We start from the raw sequence: 19,226 nt of genomic DNA, 5'->3' as shown, positions 1-19,226 counted from the left end.
CCGAAGGAGTCCGCCATGACCTCGATCAGCCCGTGCCTGTGGTTCGACGACAACCTCGAGGAGGCGATGGAGTTCTACACCAAGATCTTCCCCGACTCCGAGATCACCGACGTCTCCCGATACGGCGAGGCGGGGCCGGGAGAGCCCGGCAAGGTGATGGCCGGCGAGTGGGTGCTGGACGGTCAGACCTTCCGCGGCATCAACGGTGGCCCGATGTACGCCGGCTTCACCGAGACGATCTCCTTCAGCGTCAGCTGCACCGACCAGTCCGAGGTCGACTACTACTGGGACAACCTCGTCGCCGGCGGCGAGGAGTCGATGTGCGGCTGGCTCAAGGACCGCTTCGGGCTCTCGTGGCAGATCGTGCCGACCCGGCTCTACGAGCTGCTCAGCGACCCCGACCCGGCCCGCAGCCAGGCCGCGATGCAGGCAATGCTCGGCCAGCGCAAGATCGTCATCGCCGAGCTCGAGGCCGCCGCCGCACACGCATGAGCCGCGAGCACGGGCCCCGTGCGAGGGTGGGCGCCATGAGGTTCACAGCCACGCCCGACGCGCCGTACATGAAGGCCTGACCGGGTGCGCGAACGACCGACGCACGTCAGCGACGCCGCGGTGCTGGAGGCGGTCCGCGCGGCCTGGGACCCGGAGATCGATGAGGTCGAGCACCTGCCGGTCGGCTTCGGCGCGCACCACTGGGCCGCCGTCGCCGGTGGTGAGCGCCGGCTCTTCGTCACGCTGGACGGGCTGGAGCCGCGGCACTCGCCGGAGTCGCTCGAGGGGGCGTACGCCGGCGCCGCCGCACTGTTCGGCGCCGGCCTGGAGTTCGTGGTCCCCTGCCTGCGAGCCGTCCCGGGCACCTGCACCATCCCGCTGGGCAAGGGGGCGTTGAGCGCGACCGGCTGGGTGGACGGCACCGTCGCGGGGACAGGCGACCTGCCCGACCGCGGGGCCGCGGAGGCCAACGCACTGGTCCTGGAGCGGCTGCATGCCGCCACTCCCCCGTCCGGTCTCCCCACCTGGCGTCCGCTGGTCGGCGACGCCTTCGCGGCGGTGCTCGAGCGGCGTACGTCCTCGACCTGGGACTGCGGCCCCTACGCCGAGCGGGCGCGGCGGGCACTGCGCGAGCGCCTGGACGCGATCGAGCGCTGGGTGGGCGCCTACCACCGGCTGTCCGACGAGGCCGGGGCCCGCCCCTGGGTCGCCACCCACGGCGAGCCGCACACACGCAACCAGCTGGTCGCCGACGACGACGGCGTCCTGCTGGTGGACTGGGAGTCGCTCAAGCTCGCGCCCCGCGAGCGCGACCTGCGAACGCTCGTCGACTCCGGCCACGCCGACCTGGCGCGCCCGCACTGGCCGATGATCGAGATGTTCGACCTCGAGTGGCGGCTGGACGAGATCAGCCAGTACGCCGCCTGGTTCGCCGCGCCGCACACCGGGGACACCAATGACGACGTGGCCATCGGCGGCCTGCTCTCGGAGCTCGAGCGTCCCGAGTGGAGCCATCCGAGTGCCTGAGCCCGGGCTCAGCCCATCATCATCGTCTCGCCGGAGGGGATGGTCAGGCCCGGCAGCGCGTCGGGCGCCACCAGCAGGAGCACCGCGAGGCCCAGGAGCAGGGCCGCCACCGGGTAGGTGAGACGGCGGCGCGGCGGGCCCGTCTTCTCCACCGCGATGATGACCGCGACCAGCGCCATCCAGGACACGCTCATCACCCCCAGGGCGAACAACGAGGCCATCAGCGCCCAGCAGCAGCCGACGCACCAGGCTCCGTTGCGCACCCCCATCCTGAGGGCCCCGGTGGGGCCCGCTCGCCAGGAGCCGAGGAGCGAGCCGAGGGGGCTGCGGCACTTGGCGAGGCACACGTTCTTGAGCGGGGTGACCTCGTAGACGGCGGCGACCACCAACGTGGCGGCGGCGATCTCCTGGCCCGCGCGGTCCCACGCGAGCACGTCCCCGAGTGCGGCGACGGCGAGCACGCCCACGGCGTACGCCGCGAGACCGGCGGCGGTCCACGTGAGCAGGTAGCCGCCGGCGAACAGCCACGGCGAGACCGGTGAGCTGTCCTTCGTGACCCGCGTGAACAGCGCGATCGTGGGAGCGACGGACGGGAACATCATCGCCGCCATCATCACCACCCAGACACCGAGGAACCAGCCGAGGCTGCCGAGGCTCGTCCAGGGACCGGCGTCCATGCCGCTCATCTCGTGCGCGGTCCAGATCCAGCCGACCACGGCGACCGCGCACAGCGCCGCCACCAGGCCGAGCCGGGCGCGTACGGCCACCGCCGCGGGCGTCAGGCCGGCGCCCCCGGGTCCCGTCGCCGACACCATGCGCGGTCAGGCGGCCCAGGAGAACTCGGAGGTGGACAGGCCCGTCCGACCCTCGTAGGAGATGCCGAACGCGTTGATGCGGGTGCGCTTGGCCTCGGCCATCGTGAGGTTCGACGCGACCGGGTGGAACATCCCACTGAACCGCACCGGCTCACCGGTCTCCACACCGAACGGGACGATGTCCTCGATCTCGAAGTCGATCGTGTCGCCGACCCGCACGCTGTGCACCAGCCCGTCGTCCGCGACGTCGATCGCGGCGCGCTCCACTCCGACGATCTCGCCGACCAGCGGCGCGAGGGCTCCCATCGGGCCACCGAGCTGCCCGCCGAAGACCTTGACGAGCTGGTCGAACTGCTCGTCGCTCGCCTGGTCGTCGATGTAGACACCGAGCCGCCAGTTCCCGTCGGTCATCACCTTGGGAGTGTCCGCGATCAGGACGACGCGACGTCCGGCGATGTCGGTGCCCTCGATCTCACCCTGTCGGATGTTGAAGACCAGGGTCACTCGGCAGAAGTCGTAGGTGGCCCCGTGGTCGAAGGACAGATTGCAGGGACACATCAGCTCGCACGAGCAGGTCTCCGCATAGCTACCGGTCAGATTCCACGCCATGGCGCGACCCCTTCCCCCGAGACATTCCAGTCTTCCCGCGGTCCCCGCACGCGTCAATGGACCGGCGGTGCCATCTGGCGCGGCGTCTTCCGGCGGGGGCCGAGCCCTCTTTCGGCGGTTGCCGGACTCTTCCGGCGGTGGCCGGGCTGTCTTTCGGCTGCGTCCGCCTGTGCTGGCTGGTGGTGGTTGGTCTCGGTCGCTGACGGCGCTCACTCGCGTCTGGGTCGGCTTCGGATCCAGTCCGGTGGTGGGTGCCCGCGTTTGGGTGGGGGCAGGAACTCGGGTCGGCCGTCGTCGGGGTTGAGCCGGACCCGCCAGGGGGTGTGGTGGATGACCCGGTGGTGCTGGCCACAGAGCAGGACCAGGTTGTCGAGGTTGGTGTGGCCGCCGTCGACCCAGTGGGTGATGTGGTGGGCGTGGCACATGATCGGGGGCCGGGTGCAGCCCGGGAAGGTGCAGTGCCGGTCCCGGCAGACCACGGCCCGCCAGATCGCCGGGGTGACCAGCCGGCAGGTGCGGCCGACGTCGAGGACCTCGCCGCGGCCGCCGAGGGCGACCGGGATGATGTCGGCGTCGCAGGCCAGCCGCCGGACCACCGAGGGCGCCAGCTCGAGCCCGTCGTCCGTGATGGCGGCGGTGCCGAGGGTGGCCCAGTCGATCTGCTGGCGCAGGACGTCGAGGCTGGTGGTGACGGTGACCCGGGGTCGGGCGCCGTGGCAGTCCGGGGGGAGGTCGGTGTCCAGGGCGTGCTGGGCGGTGGCCACCAGCGCGTCCCACATGCGGGCGCCGTGGTCGCGGGGGTCGGTGAGGGCCGCGCAGTCCGGGTCCTCTTCATCGACCGCGGGTGCGGGCTTGGTCAGCGGCAGAAACGCGGCCTTGAGGATGGCGGCGTCCTCGACGGTGCCGCGGCCGCGGAGCCGGATGCCGCCGGCGCCGTCCTCGGTGATGGACAGGTGCCGGTGCAGGTGCGCGGCCCGGTCCTCGCGGTCCAGGGCCTTCTCGGCGTCGCGTTCGGCCTTGTCGGGGTCGACCACCAGCACCAGGCGCTTGGCGGCGTGGTGCAGTTCGGTGGCGGTCAGCCGGGACGCCGCCTCGAGCAGCAGCTGTTCGCCCTCCGCCCGGACCGCGGGGTTGAGGGGGAGCTTCTCGACCGCGGCCACGATGATCGCGGCCTGCTCCGGGGAGACCCGCCCGGCCAGCAGCGCGGCGTGGGTGGCGGTCCGCTCGCCGACCAGGAGCGGGGCCTGTTCGACGGTGCGGTGCCCCTGGCCCCGTTTCATGCCGGCCAGGTGGGTGAACCAGCCGGCGGTCGAGGACCAGGCCAGCTCCTGCTTCGGGATCGTCCGGGCCTCGATCTCGGCCAGCATCGAGGCCTCCAGGCCGGCCAGGTGCGCCCGCAGGGTCTCGGCCTCGGCGACCGCCTCGACCAGCTCCTCCGACGTCTTCGCCGCCCACAGGGCCTCGTCCAGGTTCCCCACCAGGCCGTTGGCAGCCGACAGCATCCCCGCGGGGGTGGTCGGCGTCCCGGTCGGCTGCTCCATGTCCTGACTCAACCAGAGCCCACCGACAGTCCCGGGCCCCTGAACTGTGGGTATCTCATCTGATGAGACGCTATGCGAAGAAACTTTCGAGAGCATTTTCGGACGGGCACCGACCGCGAGCCGGGATCCGGCCGCAACCACGAGGAGACCCCCGCCGTAGCCAGCCAAGACCGCAACCAGAGCAGACCCGCGAGCGGGGAGGCTACGGCGACCCACAGGGACCCCGCCGTACCCGTCGAGTGCGAACGCAGCGAGCAGGGAGCAGGGAGCCACGTGACCATCCACACAGCCGCACATCCAACCCCGCGGACTAGCCTGACCAACGGTCCGTGGACTCCATCAGGGAGCCGCGAGATGACGCCCGAGGGGAGCTCGCCATGAGCGACGACAAGACCGAGCAGCCCGCGCCGTACGGCAGCGGCCCGGCCGCGGCGACCGCGCCGGCGAACACCGCGCCGGCGAAGCGGGTCCGCACGCATCACCTGCGCGAGATGAAGCAGCGCGGCGAGAAGTTCGCGATGCTCACCGCCTACGAGCAGTACGCCGCCCAGACCTTCGACGAGGCGGGTATCGACGTGCTCCTCGTCGGAGACTCCGCGAGCAACAACGTCTTCGGCAACGAGACCTCGCTGCCGGTGACCGTCGACGAGCTGATCCCGCTCGCCCGCGCCGTGACCCGCAGCGCCCGACGCGCCCTGGTCGTCGCGGACCTGCCGTTCGGCAGCTACCAGGCCTCGCCCGAGCAGGCCTACCTGACCGCGGTGCGGTTCATGAAGGAGGCCAACGCCCACGCGGTCAAGCTCGAGGGCGGGCTCGCGATGGTCCCCCAGGTCCGCAAGCTGACCGAGGGCGGCATCCCCGTCATGGCGCACATCGGCTTCACGCCCCAGTCCGAGCACAACCTCGGCGGCTACCGGGTGCAGGGCCGTGGCGACGCCGCCGCCCAGGTCATCGAGGAGGCGCAGGCGCTCGAGGCGGCCGGCGCCTTCGCGGTGGTCATGGAGATGGTCCCGGGCGACGTCGCCGGCGAGGTGACCAAGGCCGTCGGCATCCCCACGATCGGGATCGGGGCGGGCGTCGACTGCGACGGCCAGGTGCTGGTCTGGCAGGACGCCTTCGGGCTGCGGACCGGGCGGATGGCCAAGTTCGTCAAGCAGTACGCCGACCTCCACGGCGTACTGCTCCGGGCCGCGCAGGAGTACGTCGCCGACGTGAAGGCGCAGACCTTCCCGGGACCCGAGCACACCTTCTGAGCCCGACGCCCGGCGTAGGTTGGGCGCATGTGCGACGTCCTGGTCGTCATCGATGACGACGGGGTGCTGTTCGCCAAGAACAGCGACCGGGACCCCAACGAGGCCCAGCTGCTCGAGCACCACCCGGCGGCCGAGCACGCCCCGGGCGAGCTCGACTGCACGTGGTCCTCGCTCCCCCAGCAGCCGCGCACGCACGGCGTGCTGCTGTCCAGGCCGTGGTGGATGTGGGGCGCCGAGATGGGCGCCAACGAGCACGGCGTCGTGATCGGCAACGAGGCGGTTTTCACCCGCCGCGCCGGACGGCGGGACGGAACGCTGCTCGGCATGGACCTGCTGCGCCTCGCCCTCGAGCGTTCCGCGGACCGGCACGAGGCCGTCCAGACGATCGTGACCCTGCTCGAGGGCTACGGCCAGGGCGGCTCGTGCAGCCACGAGCACTCCGGCTTCACCTACGACAACTCGTTCATGGTGGCCGACCCCGGGGGTGCGGTGGTGCTGGAGACGGCCGGGCGGCACTGGGCCGCCGAGGAGGTGGTGGCCGGCGCCCGCTCGATCTCCAACGGCCTGACCATCCCCGGCTTCGCCGACCGGTTCGCCGACCCGGTGCGCGGCTGGGTCGCGCAGTGCCAGGTACGACGTGCCCGGACCGAGGCGTCCGGCCGCGCGGCGCGGGGCGTCGACGACATGGCGGCCGCGCTGCGGGACCACGGCGGCGACGCCCCGGCGTACCACCTCACCAACGGCGCCCTGTCCGCGCCGTGCGCGCACCCCGGCGGGCTGCTCACCGCCACCCAGACCACCTCCTCGTGGGTCGCCGACCTGAGCTCCGGCCGGCACTGGGTGACCGGCACCTCGGCTCCCTGCACGTCGGTCTTCAAGCCGCTCCGGGTCGAGCCGCTGCCGTACGCCGCCCCGGCCGCCGCCACGAACCGCTACGACTCGGCGCAGCCGTGGTGGCGCCACGAGCGCCTGCACCGGAGCTGGATGCGGGACCCGGGCCGGTACGCGCGCGCCGCGGACGAGCGTGACGCGCTGGAGAAGGAGCTCTTCACCAGCTCGCCAACCCCGGAGGACGCCTGGGCTGCGGCGCGGGACTGGGAGGACCGGTGGACGCCGACCGCCGACCCGGGTGATGCGGACGGACGACCGTTCTGGGTGGGCCGAATGTGGCGGCGCTGGGACCGAGAGGCAGGGGTGTGGAGATGAGCGTGATCGTCGTGGGAGCCGGGCTCGCCGGTCTCACCACAGCCAGGCGGCTGGTCGCGGCCGGCCACGAGGTCGTGGTGCTCGAGGCCCGTGACCGGGTCGGGGGACGGGTCCGCGGCGGCGAGCTGGCGGGCCACCCGGTCGAGGTGGGCGGCACCTGGCTCGGTGAGGGCCACGCCATGATGTACACCCTGGTCGAGGAGCTCGGCCTGGCGACCTTCCGGACCTGGAACGACGCGGGCTCCGTGCTCCTGGAGCTCGGAGGTCGGCAGAGCCGGCTCGCGCCGCACAAGGGAGCCACCCCGAGGCTCAACCCGTTCGCGCTGGCCGACCTCGCCCAGGGGCTGCTCCGCTTCGAGCGGATGGCCACCCGGGTGGACCTCGAGCGGCCGTGGGCGACCCCGGGCGCGCGCCGGCTCGACGGCCAGACCTTCGAGAGCTGGATCCGCCGCAACCTGCGCACGAGCGCCGGGCGGGCCTACTTCCACACGGCCTGCGAGGCGGTCTTCGCCGCCGACGCGTGCGACCTGTCGCTGCTGCACGCGCTCTTCTACGCCAGGTCGAACGCCGACTTCGAGACGCTGCTCGCCGTCGACCACGGGGCGCAGCAGGACCGGGTCGTGGGCGGCTCGGTGCGTGTCGCCGAGGGGCTCGCGGCGTCGCTCGGCGACCGGGTGCGGCTCGGGGCGGTGGTGCGCTCGGTCCGGCAGGGGGCCGACGAGGTCGCGGTCGAGCTGCGGGACGGCAGCCGCCTCACCGGTGAGCGCCTCGTGGTGGCGATCCCGCCGACGCTGGCCGGTCGCCTGGACTACGACCCGCTGCTGCCGTCGTGGCGCGACCAGCTGACCCAGAAGCTGCCCGCGGGCTCGGTCGTCAAGGCGTTCGCGGCGTACCCCACGCCGTTCTGGCGTGGCGAGGGGCTCAACGGCCAGGCCGCCACGGACCGGGGGCCGGTCAAGGTCACCTTCGACGTGTCCCCGCCGGACGCCGAGGTGGGCATGCTGCTCGGCTTCATCGAGGGCGGGGACGCCCGGCACTGGGTGCGCCTGTCCGCGCGGGACCGGCGGCGCAGCTTCCTGGACTCCCTGGTGCGCTACTTCGGCCCTGCCGCCGGCGACCCCATCGACTACCTGGAGCAGGACTGGACAGCCGAGGAGTTCAGCCGCGGCTGCTACGGGGCGCACTTCGCCCCCGGGGTCTGGACGGCCTACGGCGAGGCCCTGCGGCCGCCGGTCGGGCGGATCCACTGGGCCGGCGCGGAGTACGCCGTGCACTGGAACGGCTACATGGAGGGCGCGGTCCGCTCCGGCGAGGCCACCGCGGACGAGGTCCTGCGCGCGCTCGCGTGAGCCGGTGGTCCACACGGGGTGCGCCCGGGACGCGGGCTTGCCATGATGCCGGCATGCGTCTGGTCTCGGCAGCACTGCTCCTCGCCCTCGTCCTCCCGACCGCTCCGGCGGTCGCCGCGCCGGACGGCCCCGCCCCTGCCCCGTCACCGGCCCGCGGCGTACCCACGCTGCACGTGCACCGGCAGGTCACCGGCCTCGACCACCCCTGGGACGTGCAGCCGATCGGTCACCACCGGCTGCTGCTCACCCAGCGCGACCGGGCCACCCTCTCGGTCTGGCAGAACGGCCGCACCCACCGGGTGCGGTTCCCGAGCGACCGGGTGTGGGTCTCCGGGGAGACCGGCCTGATGTCGCTCGAGGTCGACCCGGACTTCGCGGGGAACGGCCGCTTCTACACCTGCCAGGGCGGCACCACCGCCTCCGGTCACGAGGTGCACGTGCTCGCCTGGCACCTCAACGCGCGGGCGACGCGGGCGCGACGGATCAAGGAGCTCGTCGGCGGCCTCCCCACCAGCAGCGGACGGCACGGCGGGTGTCGGCTGCTGATCGCGCGGGACGGGTCCCTGCTCGTCGGCACCGGCGACGCGGCCGAGGGCACCAACCCCGAGGACCTGACCTCGCTCGGCGGCAAGACGCTGCGGCTGGACCGTCGTACCGGCGCGCCGTGGCCGACCAACCCGTTCATCGACGCCCACAACCGGAAGACGCGGTACGTCCACACCTACGGCCACCGCAACGTCCAGGGCCTCGCGCAGCGCAGGGACGGGACCCTCTGGTCGATCGAGCAGGGCACCTACCGTGACGACGAGGTGAACCGGCTCGTCGACGGCGGCGACTACGGCTACGACCCCGTCCCCGGCTACAACGAGGACGTCCCGATGACCGACCAGGACCTGCCCGGGAAGCAGGTCGAGGCCCGCTGGAGCTCCGGCAACCCGACGCTGGCCACGAGCGGCGGCACCTTCGTCCGTGGCAGGGCATGGGGCGCGCTGAACGGCACCCTGGCGGTCGCGGCGCTCAAGGCCGGACGGATCGTGTTCCTGACCTTCGACGCCGCGGGCCACCTGCAGCGTGCCCGGGCACCGAAGGCGCTGCAGCGGTTCGGCCGGCTCCGCTCGGTCACGCTCGCCCCGAACCACGACCTGCTGGTCACCACCGACAACGGCAACGGGAACGACGCGATCCTGCGGGTGAGCCCGCACTGAGACCCGCAGCCCCGAGCCTCAGCCCTCGGGCCGGACGAGCACCTCGAAGCTGCGGCCGTCGCTGGCCGCGTCGAACCTCCCGACCCGGCCGAACCCCAGCGACTCCACGGTCCTCAGCGCCCGCGTGTTGAACGAGGCCACCGTGACCCGGAAGGCCGGCGGAGCGAACCTCTCCCGGCCGAAGGCCAGTCCGGCAGCGATGGCGTGCCGGCCCAGGCCCTGGCCGACCAGCTCGGGGCGCAGGCCCCCACCCGTGTCCAGCGCCGAGTCGTCGTACGCCCAGCCGGGGACCCGCCCGTCGGCTCCGAACGACCGGAAGCCGACCAGCCGCTCGTCGGCCAGCAAGGCGTAGACCCCGGCGTCGGGAGAGAGCAGCTCGTCCGGGTCGACCTCGGTCATGTCGTAGCAGTCGTACGGCGCCGGGTAGCCCCACGTGCAGATGTCGCGCGCGTGCTCGGGGGTCAACGGGGCGACGCGCAGGGAGCGCGCCGAGGGCAGCAGCGTCACGCGGTCCACCCCAGCCACGCTCCCCCGGCGTTCATCGCGGCGAACCAGAAGGCCACCGCGAAGAGCGCCACGAACGGCACCCGCTTCGGGTGCGGGGTCCACCACCGGGTCGCCACCACGAGCAGCACCACCCAGAGCACCAGCAGCGCGACCACCGCCCACCACGGGGCGAGCAGGCCGGACGCGGCGTACAGGAAGAACGCGCAGGCCATGCCGGCCATGCCGACGAACGGCCACGGCGAGACGGCGTTGGGGTTGTGACGACGAGATCTCGCCACCGATCAGGGCTCGTCGTTCCAGTTGGGGTCGTTCTCCCACTCCTGGTTGCGCTCGGCGGCCTTCTCCAGCGCGTGCTCGGCCTCCTCGCGCGTGTCGTAGGGGCCGAGGCGATCGATGGGCGGGCACCCGTCCGGGTCCTCGACCCGGTGGTGCTTGACGCAGTACCAGAACTGGCTCATGTCGCCTGAAACTACACTCGCCCGCGTGACTCCCCTGACTGCCGCCACGATCTCGCCGCGACGTCCCGTCCCCGCTCACATCCCGCGGCCGGAGTACGTCGACAAGCCGACGCCGGAGCGGTTCACCGGCAGCGAGGTCAAGGACGCCGGGACGATCGAGCGGATGCGCGTGGCCGGGAAGCTCGCCGCGCAGGCCCGCGAGCTGGTCGGCTCCCACGTGGTGCCGGGCGTCACCACCAACGAGCTCGACCGGATCGGCCACGAGTTCCTCTGTGACCACGGCGCCTACCCCTCCACGCTCGGCTACCGCGGCTTCCCCAAGTCGCTGTGCTCGAGCGTCAACGAGGTGATCTGCCACGGCATCCCCGACAGCCGTCGGGTCGAGGACGGCGACATCGTCAACATCGACATCACCGCCTTTCTCGACGGGGTGCACGGCGACACCAACGCGACCTTCCTCGCCGGCGACGTGGACGAGGAGTCGCGTCTGCTGGTCGAGCGGACCCGTGAGGCGCTCGACCGCGGCATCAAGGCCGTCAAGCCCGGGCGCCGGATCAGCGTGATCGGCCGGGTGATCGAGTCCTACGCGCGCCGCTTCGGGTACGGCGTGGTCCGTGAGTTCACCGGCCACGGCATCGGGACCGCCTTCCACAGCGGCCTGATCGTGCCCCACTACGACACCCCGGAGTACGACGACCTGATCGAGGTCGGGATGACCTTCACCATCGAGCCGATGCTCAACCTAGGCACCCACGAGTGGGAGATGTGGGACGACGACTGGACGGTCGTGACCCGGGACCGGCGCCGCAGCGCGCAGTTCGAGCACACCCTGCTCGTCACGCCGACCGGCGCCGAGGTGCTGACACAGCCCTGACGTCTCGGTCGGGTCTGTCGGCTCCGGTGGTCGAGCCTGTCGAGACTAGGTCAGGTCGTCGTACGACGTCTGGCCGGTCTCGGCGAGCCGTCGCTCGACGCGGAGCACCGCCAGCTCGTGCTCGGGGTCGCCGCTCATCGCGGCGGCCAGGCGCAGGTGCGGCAGCGCCTCGCTGAGCCGGGCCTGGCGCTCCAGGCTGCGGCCCAGGGCGTGCCGGGCCCAGTCGTCGTCGGGCCGCTCCTCGACCAGCGCGGCCAGCTCCGCCTCGGCCTTGGCCAGCTGGGCGCGCAGCAGGTAGGCCCAGGCCCGCAGCGAGCGCAGGCCGGTGTTGCGGGGTTCCTGCTCCAGGGCAGGCTCCAGCACCTCCAGCGCCTCGCGTGGCGCCCGGCGTGAGAGCAGGTCGTGGGCGGTGCGGTACGCCGTCTCGGGTCCCCGCCCCGGGAAGGTGATGGGCGGCGGCTGCAGCTCGTGGTCGTCGGTCATGTCGTCCGCCTCCCTCACGGCGCCGCGGCGCCGGCCGGCCGGTCGTGAAGGATGCGCTGGAACAGGAGATGGTCCTGCCAGGCACCCGCGATGAACAGGTAGTCGGAGGCCACGCCGTACTGCTCGAAGCCGCAGCGGCGCAGCACCGCCCGGGACGCGACGTTGCCCACCAGCGTGCCCGCCTCCACCCGGTGCAGGCCGAGCTCGACGGCGCGCCGGAGCGCGCACCCGACCGCGGCCGTGGCGAGCCCCCGGCCCGTGTGCCGGTGGTCGACCCAGTAGCCGAGCGACGCGCTCTGGAAGACCCCCCGCACGACGTTGTTGAGGTTGACCCGGCCGACCACCTCGTCGCCGTGGACCAGCAGCCACGGGTGCTGGAGCCCGAGCGCGGCGCTCTCCAGCTTGGCCTCGGCGTCCTTGCGCTGGGCGGCCTCGGTGAAGAACTCACCGGTGCGGCGCGGGTCCCACGGGGCGAGGTGCTCACGGTTGCGTGAGTACGCCGCGGCGAGGGCCGGCGCGTCCTCGACGGCGAGAGGTCGGATCCCGTATCCGGTGGGCAGCACGTCGGCCAGAGTACGACCGGACGCATCGTCCCCTATCCTTGCCATGCGGATGGGCTGGCCGGGCGACCGCGTCGTCTCCTCACGGAGGCGCCGAGGAAGGTCCGGGCTCCACAGGGCGAGGTGGTGGGTAACACCCACCCGAGGTGACTCGCGGGACAGTGCCACAGAAAACAGACCGCCTCCCGGCTCCGTTTCGACGGGACCGGGCGGTAAGGGTGAAACGGTGGTGCAAGAGACCACCAGCGACCCGGGCGACCGGGTCGGCTCGGCAAACCCCACCTGGAGCAAGGTCAAGAAGCCCGGCGTCTTCGGACACCGGGCGCGCGCACGTCTGAGGGCTGCCCGCCCGAGTGCGCGGGTAGACCGCTGGAGGTTGTCGGCAACGGCAGCCGTAGATGGATGGTCGCCCCCGGGACGCCCGCAAGGGCCCCCGGGACAGAACCCGGCCTACAGGCCAGCCCGTCCGCACCACCCTCATCGACAGCGACCGCGGTATCCGAGTTGGGCCTTGACCTCCCCGCAAGGACATGGACCGATACATGGCCGTCGCACACTGATCTCCCGTTTCCCCGAGAAGACGCGAAACCGGAGATATGGTCCGCCCATGGACCTGACTCGGTTGACTACCCCGCAGCGCATTTCCTTCGGCGCAATGATCGTTGTGGCGGTTGCCGCTTTCCTGCCGTGGGTCTCCCTGCTCGGCATCAGCGCCCGCGGCACGGACGGCGACGGCGTCATCACCCTCGTTCTCAGCTTGGTTGGCATCGTCGTGCTGGTCCTGTCATCGCGTGTCCTCAGTCCCGAGAAGACACCCGGGAAAGCCTCGCAGATCACGTTGACTGTCCTGGCCGCGATCGTGGCCCTGATCGGCCTCGCAGACATGAATGGCGCTGCTGCTATCGGCTTGTACTTGACCTTGTTCGCCGGCATGGCATGGCTTGTCGGCGCGATCTGGCAGTTGTCGGTCTCCAAGTCACAGGCCGCGCCCGGAACAGTTGTCTGATTCCGGCGCCCGGTAGGAAGCGCCGGTCGCGCCCTGCACGCGAGACGCATCGCCTCACCGGCTCACGACCGTCCCAAACCGAGCAAAGCCGCAGCCTCCAGTGGTGAATGTGTTGCAGTCAGCGGGCGTGCGGGCATTCTGAGGCCTGGCGCCAGCCCGTCCGCACCCCTCATTTGCGGGACTCGCGGCCAGACGCGCGGCACTATCGTGGCGAGCAGGGACGGGCCGAGGAGGCGCGCGATGCCGACACCGAGCCAGCGGGCGGTCGTGCGCTCGCGCGCGGAGCCCAACCGGTTCGCCCGGGAGCTGTTCGACGGGCTCCCCCGGCGCTACGACGTGCTGGAGGAAGTCCTCTCCTTCGGCCAGAACCGTCGCTGGCGGACGGCGATGGTCGACGCCGTCGTGGCGGGCAACCCGGCCACGGTCCTCGACGTGGCGACCGGGACCGCGGGCGTGGCCCTCGCGCTCGCCGACCGGACGAACGCTCGCGTGGTCGGGGTCGACCTGACCGAGCAGATGCTGCGCCGCGGCAGGCAGCGGGTCGAGGCGCGCGGCCGTGACGACCGCATCCGGCTGGCGGCCGCTCGCGCCGAGCAGCTTCCCTTCCGGGATGCCTCGTTCGACGCCCTGACGTTCACCTACCTGCTCCGCTACGTCGCCGACCCCGCGGCCACGCTGGCCGAGCTCGCGCGGGTGGTCCGGCCGGGCGGGGTCGTCGCCAGCCTCGAGTTCGGTGTCCCGCCGCCGCCGGTGTGGCGGCCCGCCTGGCGCCTGTACACGAGGGCGATCCTCCCGGTCGCGGGGCTCGTGAGCGGCGGCGGCGCCTGGGCACGCGTCGGGTCCTTCCTCGGTCCGTCCATCGAGCAGCACTACCGCGCCCATCCCGTCGAGCGGCACGTCGCCATGTGGCAGGCCGCCGGCCTCGAGAACGTTCGCGTCAGACCCATGAGCCTGGGCGGCGGCCTGGTGATGTCCGGACGCAGGCGGCATGGGTGAGCCGGCCGCCGCCTTCTACGCACGGCGGGGCAACGCGGTCTCGGACTGGTGGACGCTGCTGCACCCGCCGTACACCGCCTGGCACCTGAGCTACGTAGCGCTCGGGGCGGCGGTCGCTCCGGCCCTCGACTGGACCGACCTCGCGTTCACCCTTCTCGCGTTCTTCCTCGCGGTCGGCCTCGCCGCGCACGCCCTCGACGAGCAGCAGGGCCGCCCGCTGAGGACGGGCATCGCCTCGACGACCCTGTCGGCGGTGGCCGCGCTGTCGCTGCTCGGGGCCGTGGTCCTCGGCCTCGCCGGGGCGTTCTTCCGGGACGGGGCCAACTGGGCGCTCCTCGCCGCCATCCCGGTCGGGGCGGTGCTGGTGGTGGGGTACAACCTCGAGCTGTTCGGCGGCCGGCTCCACAACGACCACGTGTTCGCCTGGGGCTGGGGCGGTTTTCCCGTGGTCGTCGGCTTCCTCGCGCAGGCGCCGACCCCGGCGCCCGGGGCGGTAGCCGCCGCCGCAGCCATGACGCTGGCGGCCGTGGGCACGTCGTACGCCCAGCGCCGGCTGAGCACACCAGCGCGACGACTGCGCCGCGACACCGTGTCAATCACCGGGGACCTCACCACCACGGACGGGACCGCCGTGCCGCTGGACCGGGCGGTGCTGCTCAGCCCCCTCGAAGGAGCGCTGCGGGCGATGTCGTGGGCCGTACCGATGACGGCCCTCGCGGTGCTGCTCGCCAGCTCGAGTCGGGGCTGACGACGCCCACCCACCGGTGCCGCGGAGCCGGTGCGGACCACCGTCCGCATCACCCGTCGGTGACGACGCCGCAGGCCGCCGCGCACACCTACCGTGAGCCCATGACGAGGCACGCCCGGCCCAGGAGTGGCTGGTGGCACCTGCGCTGGGGCGACGTCGGGCGCGCGGTGCTCGCGGTGCTCGGCGCAGCCCTCGGCCTGCAGATCGCCTCGTGGCTGGTCCCGGAGTTCGACATCAAGGGCCCGGGCCGCACCATCGCCGCGGCGATCGCTATCGCCGTGGTCGGCGCCGTGCTCCGGCCGCTGCTGGTGCGCCTGGCCGTGCTCGTGGGATGGGTGGGCGCGGTGCTGCTCGGCCTGTTCGGTCAGGGGATCGTCGTCTGGCTGGTGGCGTGGGACTTCTCGGGTGAGCAGCACAACCCTCCCTTCCTCGCCGCCTTCGCCGCCTCCTGGGTCGTCTCGGCCGTCTCGACGGCGTTCGTCTGGGTGGCCACCGCGGGCACGGACGACGCGGTCACCGCGAGCCTGTTGCGCCGGGGACGCCGGGCGAGACCGCCCGACCTCACCGATCCCGACGTGCCCGGTGTGGTCTTCATCCAGGCCGACGGCGTGCCCTACCCGGTGCTGGAGTGGGGCGTGCGCGCCGGCACGCTGCCCACCCTGTCGCGCTGGATACGCAGTGGCTCGCACCGGATGGCCGAGTGGCGGCCCAAGCTCCCCGCCACGACGCCGGCCAGCCAGATGGGCATCCTGCACGGCACCATCGAGGGAATCCCCGCGTTCCGCTGGGTCGACCGGCCGACCGGCAAGGTCTTCGTCGCGAACAAGCCCGCGGACGCCGCCGTGATCGAGGCCCAGCACACCGACGGCCGCGGCCTGCTCGTCGACGACGGGGTGTCGGTCAGCAACCTGTTCACCGGCGACGCGCCGACGGCGTACGCCACGATGAGCGCGGTGCACCGGACTCGTGAGACCAAGCACGCCCGCGTCGCGCTGTCCACGTTCCTCGCCCGTCCGGAGGGCCTGGCCCGGAGCATGTCGCGGACGGTGAGCGAGGTCGCGCGCGAGCGGTTCCAGGCCGCTCGGGCGACGCGCCGCGACGTGCGCCCCCGGGTCGAGCGCGGGTGGGGCTTCGCCGGGGAGCGCGCCGCCGTGAGCGGGGTCCTGCGCGACCTGAACACCACGCTGGTGGCCGACTCGATGCTGCAGGGCCGGCGGGTCATCTACGTGGACTACGTCGACTACGACGCCGTCGCGCACCATGCGGGGCTGATGCAGCCGGAGTCGCTGGCCGCGCTGGAGGGCATCGACGCCGTCATCGCACAGCTCGAGCAGGTCGCGACGGTCTCCCCCCGCCGGTACCACTTCGTCGTGCTGTCCGACCACGGCCAGTCCCAGGGCGAGGTGTTCGCCTCGCGGTACGGCGAGGACCTCGCCGCACTCGTACGCCGGCTCACCGACTCCGACGTCGCCGCCGAGGAGGAGAACGCCGAGGCGACCGGGGCGCTGAACTCCATGATCGCCTCCACCAGCGGCACCGACACGGTGCTGGGCCGGGCGCTCGGCCGCGCGTCCGACCGGATCTCGGCGGGTCGACTCGAGTCGTCCCCACCCGACGGGACCGCACCGGCCCCGGTCCCGGCCGAGGAGGACGGCGCCGACCGGTGCCTCGTCTTCGGCTCGGGCAACTTGGGGCTGGTCTACGTGGCGGGCGAGAAGTCCAGGCTCACGCTGGACGACCTGACCGCGCACTTCCCGGCGCTGGTGCCCGGGCTGGTGGCCCATCCCGGCGTCGGCTTCGTCGTGGTCGACACGGCCGACCACGGACCCGTGGTCCTCGGGCCCGGCGGCGAGCACCGCGTGCGGGAGGGCGTGGTGGTGGGCGAGGACCCCCTGGCCGGCTTCGGACCCGAGGCGCCCGCCTTCGTCCTCCGTGCGGCGACCATGGCGGAGGCCCCCGACATCTACGTCAACAGCCTCGTCGACGACCTCGGCGAGGTCGCGGCGTTCGAGGGACTGGTGGGTTGTCACGGTGGCCTGGGCGGCTGGCAGGACCGGGCGATGATCATGTGGCCCGTGGCTCTCCCGGCACCGCCCCGACCGATGGTGGTCGGAGCCGATGCCCTCCACCGGGTCCTCGTGGGATGGCTCGAGCACCTGGGGCACCGACGGGACCTGACGGCGGCCGAGCCTGCCCGCCCGGTCCCCGACGCATCCCGACCACGGGCCTGAGCAACCCGCGGCACCGGCGAGCAATGCCCCCGTCACACTGCGTGAGTGCGACGGGGGCTCCCCTGTTGTTGCCGAGGCGCTCGCCCCGCTAGGCGGGGATTCCCGGGTCCTGCCACGCCTCGTTGCAGGCCCCGCAGTTCGGGCACACCACGATCAAGTCGAGGATGGCCTCCACGGTCCGCGCGCCCCGGATCAGCAGGAACGTGCAGGCACCGCACAGCAGGTCGATCTCGCCGAAGCTGAAGAACAACGGGCCGACCTGGCTCTCGTCCTCACGACGGATCACGGGCCGGCGCTCGAGCTGGGGGTCGGTGACGACGCGCAACGTCTCGACGTTCACGGATCCACCTTTGCCTGACCGTCCCCAGAGGTGGCTAGGGACCAATGGCCCGAACTGGCCAGGCCTCGGGACCTTCGACCCTGTTTCGCCGTTCTTCGCCGCAGGACGGTCCCACCGCCCTAGCCTCGAGGTCCAACACGTGCTCGGGGGGAGCAATGATGGGTCATGGGGAGCATTGACACCCGACAGTTCGGCGACCGGGACAGCCTCACGCTGGTGGAGTTCCTGCTCGCCCGGATCACCGAGGACGAAGCCGTCGCACGCGCCTACCTGGACCGGGAAGGGGCGTCGCCGAGCCCGCTGGTACGCCGGGTGATGGAGCGCGCCCTCGACGACTGCCTGGCCAGGCGCCGGCTCGTGGTGGAGCACGCGGCCGCCCCTCACCCCGACCGCGTCTGCACCGCCCTCAAGCTGCTCGCCGCAGGGCATCGCGACCACCCGGACCACCCGGGGCTGCAGCCGGCGTAGCCGGCCGGTTCCGCCATTCCCCGGCGGCAGCTGCCCCTCCGCACCTAGCCTCTCCCCGATCCCCCTCGGACCAAGGAGTACGACGTGCACGGCAAGGCCCGACTCGGCAGCTTCGTCCTGGCGCTCGGCATCGTCTGCGGCAGTGCCGCGATGCCCGTGACCGCCGATGCCCACACCACCGGCATCCACGACAACTGCACCAACCTCAACAAGAAGTGGCCGCACGGGGTCGGCCGCAAGAAGGCCCACGACCACACGTCCGGCACGCCGGTGAAGAACTTCTACCACAACACCAAGCAGTACAACCTCGCCGAGGGCCACAACGGCACCCTCGACGCGGACAACGACGGCATCGCCTGCGAGAAGGCCTGATCCATGGGCCTGGTGTTCCACCGACGCAAGCGGCTCGGCAGGTCGACGTTCCTGAACCTGTCCCGGGGCGGCGCCAGCGTCTCCAAGCGGGTCGGGCGGCTCTCGGTGAGCTCGCGCGGCCGCGGCAGGGTCCGCCTGGGCAAGGGCCTCTCGTGGCGCTTCAAGCTGTGAGGCGCGCGCCCCGCTGGCGCTGACCCCGGACCGCCACCACCCACCGTCCGGTGGTGGCGGGGCAGCCGCAAGCGGCGCGTGCGGCCCACCGGGATCAGTCGAGCACCGGCTCCGGACGACGAGTGGGCGAGAACATCAGCACCACCGTGGCGATCGTCAGCAGGACCGAGAGGCCGACCAGGAGCTTGATGCCCGCGGGCACGTCGACGAAGAACGCCGGCAGGCCGGTCAGGGTGACGACGATGATGGCGCCCGCGGCCACCCGCAGCGCAGCCCGGTTGCCCGTGCGCCAGGCCAGGACCACCGCCACCAGCCCGACCACGCCGAGCAGGCTGCCGATCACGAGGATCTCGAGCGGCGGGCCCTCCTCCCCGTCGGGCGCGGGGAAGAAGGCGCTGGGGATGTTCGCCAGGCTGTAGAGCCCGGCGAGGACCAGGCCGGCCTTCTGCCGACCGTGGGGGCTGTTGTCGGATGTGGTGTTCATGGTGGCTCCTCGGGTGAAGAAGTGGACGGGTC

24 protein-coding genes and 1 other RNA gene are annotated in these 19,226 nt (G+C 72.5%); 15 read left to right on the top strand and 10 right to left on the bottom strand.

The annotated features are described in order from the left end of the window. The first annotated feature begins 15 nt into the window (after window positions 1–15). Complete coding sequence (locus ABD268_RS08300; protein ID WP_344149986.1) at window positions 16–492, top strand: VOC family protein; 477 nt, start codon at window positions 16–18, stop codon at window positions 490–492. A gap of 84 nt (window positions 493–576) precedes the next feature. After that, window positions 577–1,518 carry a phosphotransferase family protein gene (locus tag ABD268_RS08295; RefSeq protein WP_344149984.1) on the top strand — a complete coding sequence of 314 codons (942 nt, stop codon included), beginning with the start codon at window positions 577–579 and terminating at the stop codon, window positions 1,516–1,518. A gap of 8 nt (window positions 1,519–1,526) precedes the next feature. On the opposite strand, the gene ABD268_RS08290 is transcribed toward ABD268_RS08295, so the two are convergent. The 3 genes from ABD268_RS08290 to ABD268_RS08280 all read right to left on the bottom strand — a co-directional run bounded on the left by ABD268_RS08290 (window position 1,527) and on the right by ABD268_RS08280 (window position 4,483). Next, the gene (locus tag ABD268_RS08290; RefSeq protein WP_344149982.1) at window positions 1,527–2,333 is read right to left on the bottom strand and encodes a DUF2182 domain-containing protein; all 807 of its coding nucleotides are present in this window, start codon (window positions 2,331–2,333) and stop codon (window positions 1,527–1,529) included. Window positions 2,334–2,339: 6 nt separating this feature from the next. After that, window positions 2,340–2,942 carry a DUF1326 domain-containing protein gene (locus ABD268_RS08285; protein WP_344149980.1) on the bottom strand — a complete coding sequence of 201 codons (603 nt, stop codon included), beginning with the start codon at window positions 2,940–2,942 and terminating at the stop codon, window positions 2,340–2,342. A gap of 209 nt (window positions 2,943–3,151) precedes the next feature. Then, window positions 3,152–4,483, bottom strand: a complete 1,332-nt coding sequence (locus tag ABD268_RS08280) for an HNH endonuclease signature motif containing protein (RefSeq protein ID WP_344149978.1) — start codon at window positions 4,481–4,483, stop codon at window positions 3,152–3,154. A gap of 377 nt (window positions 4,484–4,860) precedes the next feature. On the opposite strand from ABD268_RS08280, the gene panB reads away from it, so the two are divergent. Genes panB through ABD268_RS08260 form a run of 4 tightly spaced genes read left to right on the top strand, consistent with a single transcriptional unit; the run spans window position 4,861 to window position 9,496 of the window. After that, complete coding sequence (panB, locus tag ABD268_RS08275; protein ID WP_344149976.1) at window positions 4,861–5,736, top strand: 3-methyl-2-oxobutanoate hydroxymethyltransferase; 876 nt, start codon at window positions 4,861–4,863, stop codon at window positions 5,734–5,736. Between the two features lie 27 nt (window positions 5,737–5,763). Then, window positions 5,764–6,942, top strand: coding sequence for a peptidase C69 family protein (locus ABD268_RS08270; protein WP_344149974.1), 1,179 nt, complete (start codon window positions 5,764–5,766; stop codon window positions 6,940–6,942). Then, complete coding sequence (locus tag ABD268_RS08265) at window positions 6,939–8,291, top strand: flavin monoamine oxidase family protein (protein ID WP_344149972.1); 1,353 nt, start codon at window positions 6,939–6,941, stop codon at window positions 8,289–8,291. The genes ABD268_RS08270 and ABD268_RS08265 overlap by 4 nt, the downstream gene beginning before the upstream one ends. A gap of 53 nt (window positions 8,292–8,344) precedes the next feature. Beyond that, window positions 8,345–9,496, top strand: a complete 1,152-nt coding sequence (locus ABD268_RS08260; protein WP_344149970.1) for a PQQ-dependent sugar dehydrogenase — start codon at window positions 8,345–8,347, stop codon at window positions 9,494–9,496. Between the two features lie 18 nt (window positions 9,497–9,514). On the opposite strand, the gene ABD268_RS08255 is transcribed toward ABD268_RS08260, so the two are convergent. From ABD268_RS08255 to ABD268_RS08245, 3 genes are read right to left on the bottom strand one after another with little or no spacing between them, the layout of a single operon-like run. Next, window positions 9,515–10,012, bottom strand: coding sequence for a GNAT family N-acetyltransferase (locus ABD268_RS08255; RefSeq protein ID WP_344149968.1), 498 nt, complete (start codon window positions 10,010–10,012; stop codon window positions 9,515–9,517). Further along, a complete protein-coding gene (locus ABD268_RS08250) occupies window positions 10,000–10,281 on the bottom strand; it encodes a hypothetical protein (RefSeq protein WP_344149966.1) in 282 nt (93 codons plus the stop codon). Before ABD268_RS08250 ends, ABD268_RS08255 begins: the two co-directional genes overlap by 13 nt. Window positions 10,282–10,284: 3 nt before the next feature. After that, entirely contained in the window at window positions 10,285–10,461 is a 177-nt protein-coding gene (locus ABD268_RS08245; protein WP_344149964.1) for a hypothetical protein, read from the bottom strand. Window positions 10,462–10,486: 25 nt separating this feature from the next. Here ABD268_RS08245 and map point away from each other — a divergent pair, with 25 nt between their 5' ends. Beyond that, entirely contained in the window at window positions 10,487–11,335 is an 849-nt protein-coding gene (gene map, locus ABD268_RS08240; RefSeq protein ID WP_425573695.1) for a type I methionyl aminopeptidase, read from the top strand. A gap of 45 nt (window positions 11,336–11,380) precedes the next feature. On the opposite strand, the gene ABD268_RS08235 is transcribed toward map, so the two are convergent. Both ABD268_RS08235 and ABD268_RS08230 read right to left on the bottom strand, forming a co-directional pair. Beyond that, on the bottom strand, window positions 11,381–11,818 hold the full coding sequence (locus ABD268_RS08235; protein WP_344149960.1) for a tetratricopeptide repeat protein: 438 nt from the start codon (window positions 11,816–11,818) through the stop codon (window positions 11,381–11,383). Between the two features lie 14 nt (window positions 11,819–11,832). Then, the gene (locus ABD268_RS08230) at window positions 11,833–12,381 is read right to left on the bottom strand and encodes a GNAT family N-acetyltransferase (protein ID WP_344149958.1); all 549 of its coding nucleotides are present in this window, start codon (window positions 12,379–12,381) and stop codon (window positions 11,833–11,835) included. 50 nt (window positions 12,382–12,431) lie between these two features. On the opposite strand from ABD268_RS08230, the gene rnpB reads away from it, so the two are divergent. The 5 genes from rnpB (at window position 12,432) to ABD268_RS08205 (ending at window position 17,359) form a co-directional block, all read left to right on the top strand. Continuing rightward, window positions 12,432–12,847: RNase P RNA component class A (rnpB, locus tag ABD268_RS08225), an RNA gene on the top strand. 138 nt (window positions 12,848–12,985) lie between these two features. Beyond that, on the top strand, window positions 12,986–13,384 hold the full coding sequence (locus ABD268_RS08220; RefSeq protein WP_344149956.1) for a hypothetical protein: 399 nt from the start codon (window positions 12,986–12,988) through the stop codon (window positions 13,382–13,384). A gap of 240 nt (window positions 13,385–13,624) precedes the next feature. Beyond that, entirely contained in the window at window positions 13,625–14,380 is a 756-nt protein-coding gene (locus tag ABD268_RS08215) for a class I SAM-dependent methyltransferase (protein WP_344149954.1), read from the top strand. Further along, entirely contained in the window at window positions 14,373–15,128 is a 756-nt protein-coding gene (locus ABD268_RS08210; protein WP_344149952.1) for a hypothetical protein, read from the top strand. The genes ABD268_RS08215 and ABD268_RS08210 overlap by 8 nt, the downstream gene beginning before the upstream one ends. 101 nt (window positions 15,129–15,229) lie before the next feature. Continuing rightward, on the top strand, window positions 15,230–17,359 hold the full coding sequence (locus tag ABD268_RS08205) for a phage holin family protein (protein WP_344149950.1): 2,130 nt from the start codon (window positions 15,230–15,232) through the stop codon (window positions 17,357–17,359). Window positions 17,360–17,447: 88 nt separating this feature from the next. Here ABD268_RS08205 and ABD268_RS08200 read toward each other — a convergent pair whose 3' ends face one another. Next, window positions 17,448–17,699 (bottom strand): hypothetical protein, encoded by a 252-nt coding sequence (locus ABD268_RS08200; protein WP_344149948.1) that lies wholly within the window; start codon window positions 17,697–17,699, stop codon window positions 17,448–17,450. Between the two features lie 165 nt (window positions 17,700–17,864). On the opposite strand from ABD268_RS08200, the gene ABD268_RS08195 reads away from it, so the two are divergent. The 3 genes from ABD268_RS08195 to ABD268_RS08185 all read left to right on the top strand — a co-directional run bounded on the left by ABD268_RS08195 (window position 17,865) and on the right by ABD268_RS08185 (window position 18,710). Continuing rightward, complete coding sequence (locus tag ABD268_RS08195; protein ID WP_344149946.1) at window positions 17,865–18,167, top strand: DUF6221 family protein; 303 nt, start codon at window positions 17,865–17,867, stop codon at window positions 18,165–18,167. Between the two features lie 84 nt (window positions 18,168–18,251). After that, window positions 18,252–18,539: an excalibur calcium-binding domain-containing protein gene (locus ABD268_RS08190; protein ID WP_344149944.1), complete on the top strand. Its 288-nt coding sequence runs from the start codon at window positions 18,252–18,254 to the stop codon at window positions 18,537–18,539. A 3-nt stretch (window positions 18,540–18,542) separates the two neighbouring features. Then, window positions 18,543–18,710: a hypothetical protein gene (locus ABD268_RS08185; RefSeq protein WP_344149942.1), complete on the top strand. Its 168-nt coding sequence runs from the start codon at window positions 18,543–18,545 to the stop codon at window positions 18,708–18,710. 94 nt (window positions 18,711–18,804) lie between these two features. Here ABD268_RS08185 and ABD268_RS08180 read toward each other — a convergent pair whose 3' ends face one another. Beyond that, a complete protein-coding gene (locus ABD268_RS08180; protein ID WP_344149940.1) occupies window positions 18,805–19,194 on the bottom strand; it encodes a hypothetical protein in 390 nt (129 codons plus the stop codon). Window positions 19,195–19,226: the final 32 nt, after the last annotated feature.

This window comes from Nocardioides koreensis, from assembly GCF_039531775.1.
GTDB classification, from domain to species: Bacteria; Actinomycetota; Actinomycetes; order Propionibacteriales; family Nocardioidaceae; genus Nocardioides; species Nocardioides koreensis.
The sequence above is the reverse complement of the archived record's forward strand: the minus strand, read 5'-3'. Positions and strand labels throughout refer to the sequence as shown.

Coding starts and splice junctions, on each gene's coding strand:
- ABD268_RS08300 (WP_344149986.1), top strand. CDS start 16: ATGACCTCGATCAGCCCGTGCCTGTGGTTCGACGACAACCTCGAGGAG.
- ABD268_RS08290 (WP_344149982.1), bottom strand. CDS start 2,333: ATGGTGTCGGCGACGGGACCCGGGGGCGCCGGCCTGACGCCCGCGGCG.
- ABD268_RS08285 (WP_344149980.1), bottom strand. CDS start 2,942: ATGGCGTGGAATCTGACCGGTAGCTATGCGGAGACCTGCTCGTGCGAG.
- ABD268_RS08280 (WP_344149978.1), bottom strand. CDS start 4,483: ATGGAGCAGCCGACCGGGACGCCGACCACCCCCGCGGGGATGCTGTCG.
- panB (WP_344149976.1), top strand. CDS start 4,861: ATGAGCGACGACAAGACCGAGCAGCCCGCGCCGTACGGCAGCGGCCCG.
- ABD268_RS08270 (WP_344149974.1), top strand. CDS start 5,764: ATGTGCGACGTCCTGGTCGTCATCGATGACGACGGGGTGCTGTTCGCC.
- ABD268_RS08265 (WP_344149972.1), top strand. CDS start 6,939: ATGAGCGTGATCGTCGTGGGAGCCGGGCTCGCCGGTCTCACCACAGCC.
- ABD268_RS08260 (WP_344149970.1), top strand. CDS start 8,345: ATGCGTCTGGTCTCGGCAGCACTGCTCCTCGCCCTCGTCCTCCCGACC.
- ABD268_RS08245 (WP_344149964.1), bottom strand. CDS start 10,461: ATGAGCCAGTTCTGGTACTGCGTCAAGCACCACCGGGTCGAGGACCCG.
- ABD268_RS08235 (WP_344149960.1), bottom strand. CDS start 11,818: ATGACCGACGACCACGAGCTGCAGCCGCCGCCCATCACCTTCCCGGGG.
- ABD268_RS08220 (WP_344149956.1), top strand. CDS start 12,986: ATGGACCTGACTCGGTTGACTACCCCGCAGCGCATTTCCTTCGGCGCA.
- ABD268_RS08215 (WP_344149954.1), top strand. CDS start 13,625: ATGCCGACACCGAGCCAGCGGGCGGTCGTGCGCTCGCGCGCGGAGCCC.
- ABD268_RS08210 (WP_344149952.1), top strand. CDS start 14,373: ATGGGTGAGCCGGCCGCCGCCTTCTACGCACGGCGGGGCAACGCGGTC.
- ABD268_RS08205 (WP_344149950.1), top strand. CDS start 15,230: ATGACGAGGCACGCCCGGCCCAGGAGTGGCTGGTGGCACCTGCGCTGG.
- ABD268_RS08195 (WP_344149946.1), top strand. CDS start 17,865: ATGGGGAGCATTGACACCCGACAGTTCGGCGACCGGGACAGCCTCACG.
- ABD268_RS08185 (WP_344149942.1), top strand. CDS start 18,543: ATGGGCCTGGTGTTCCACCGACGCAAGCGGCTCGGCAGGTCGACGTTC.
- ABD268_RS08180 (WP_344149940.1), bottom strand. CDS start 19,194: ATGAACACCACATCCGACAACAGCCCCCACGGTCGGCAGAAGGCCGGC.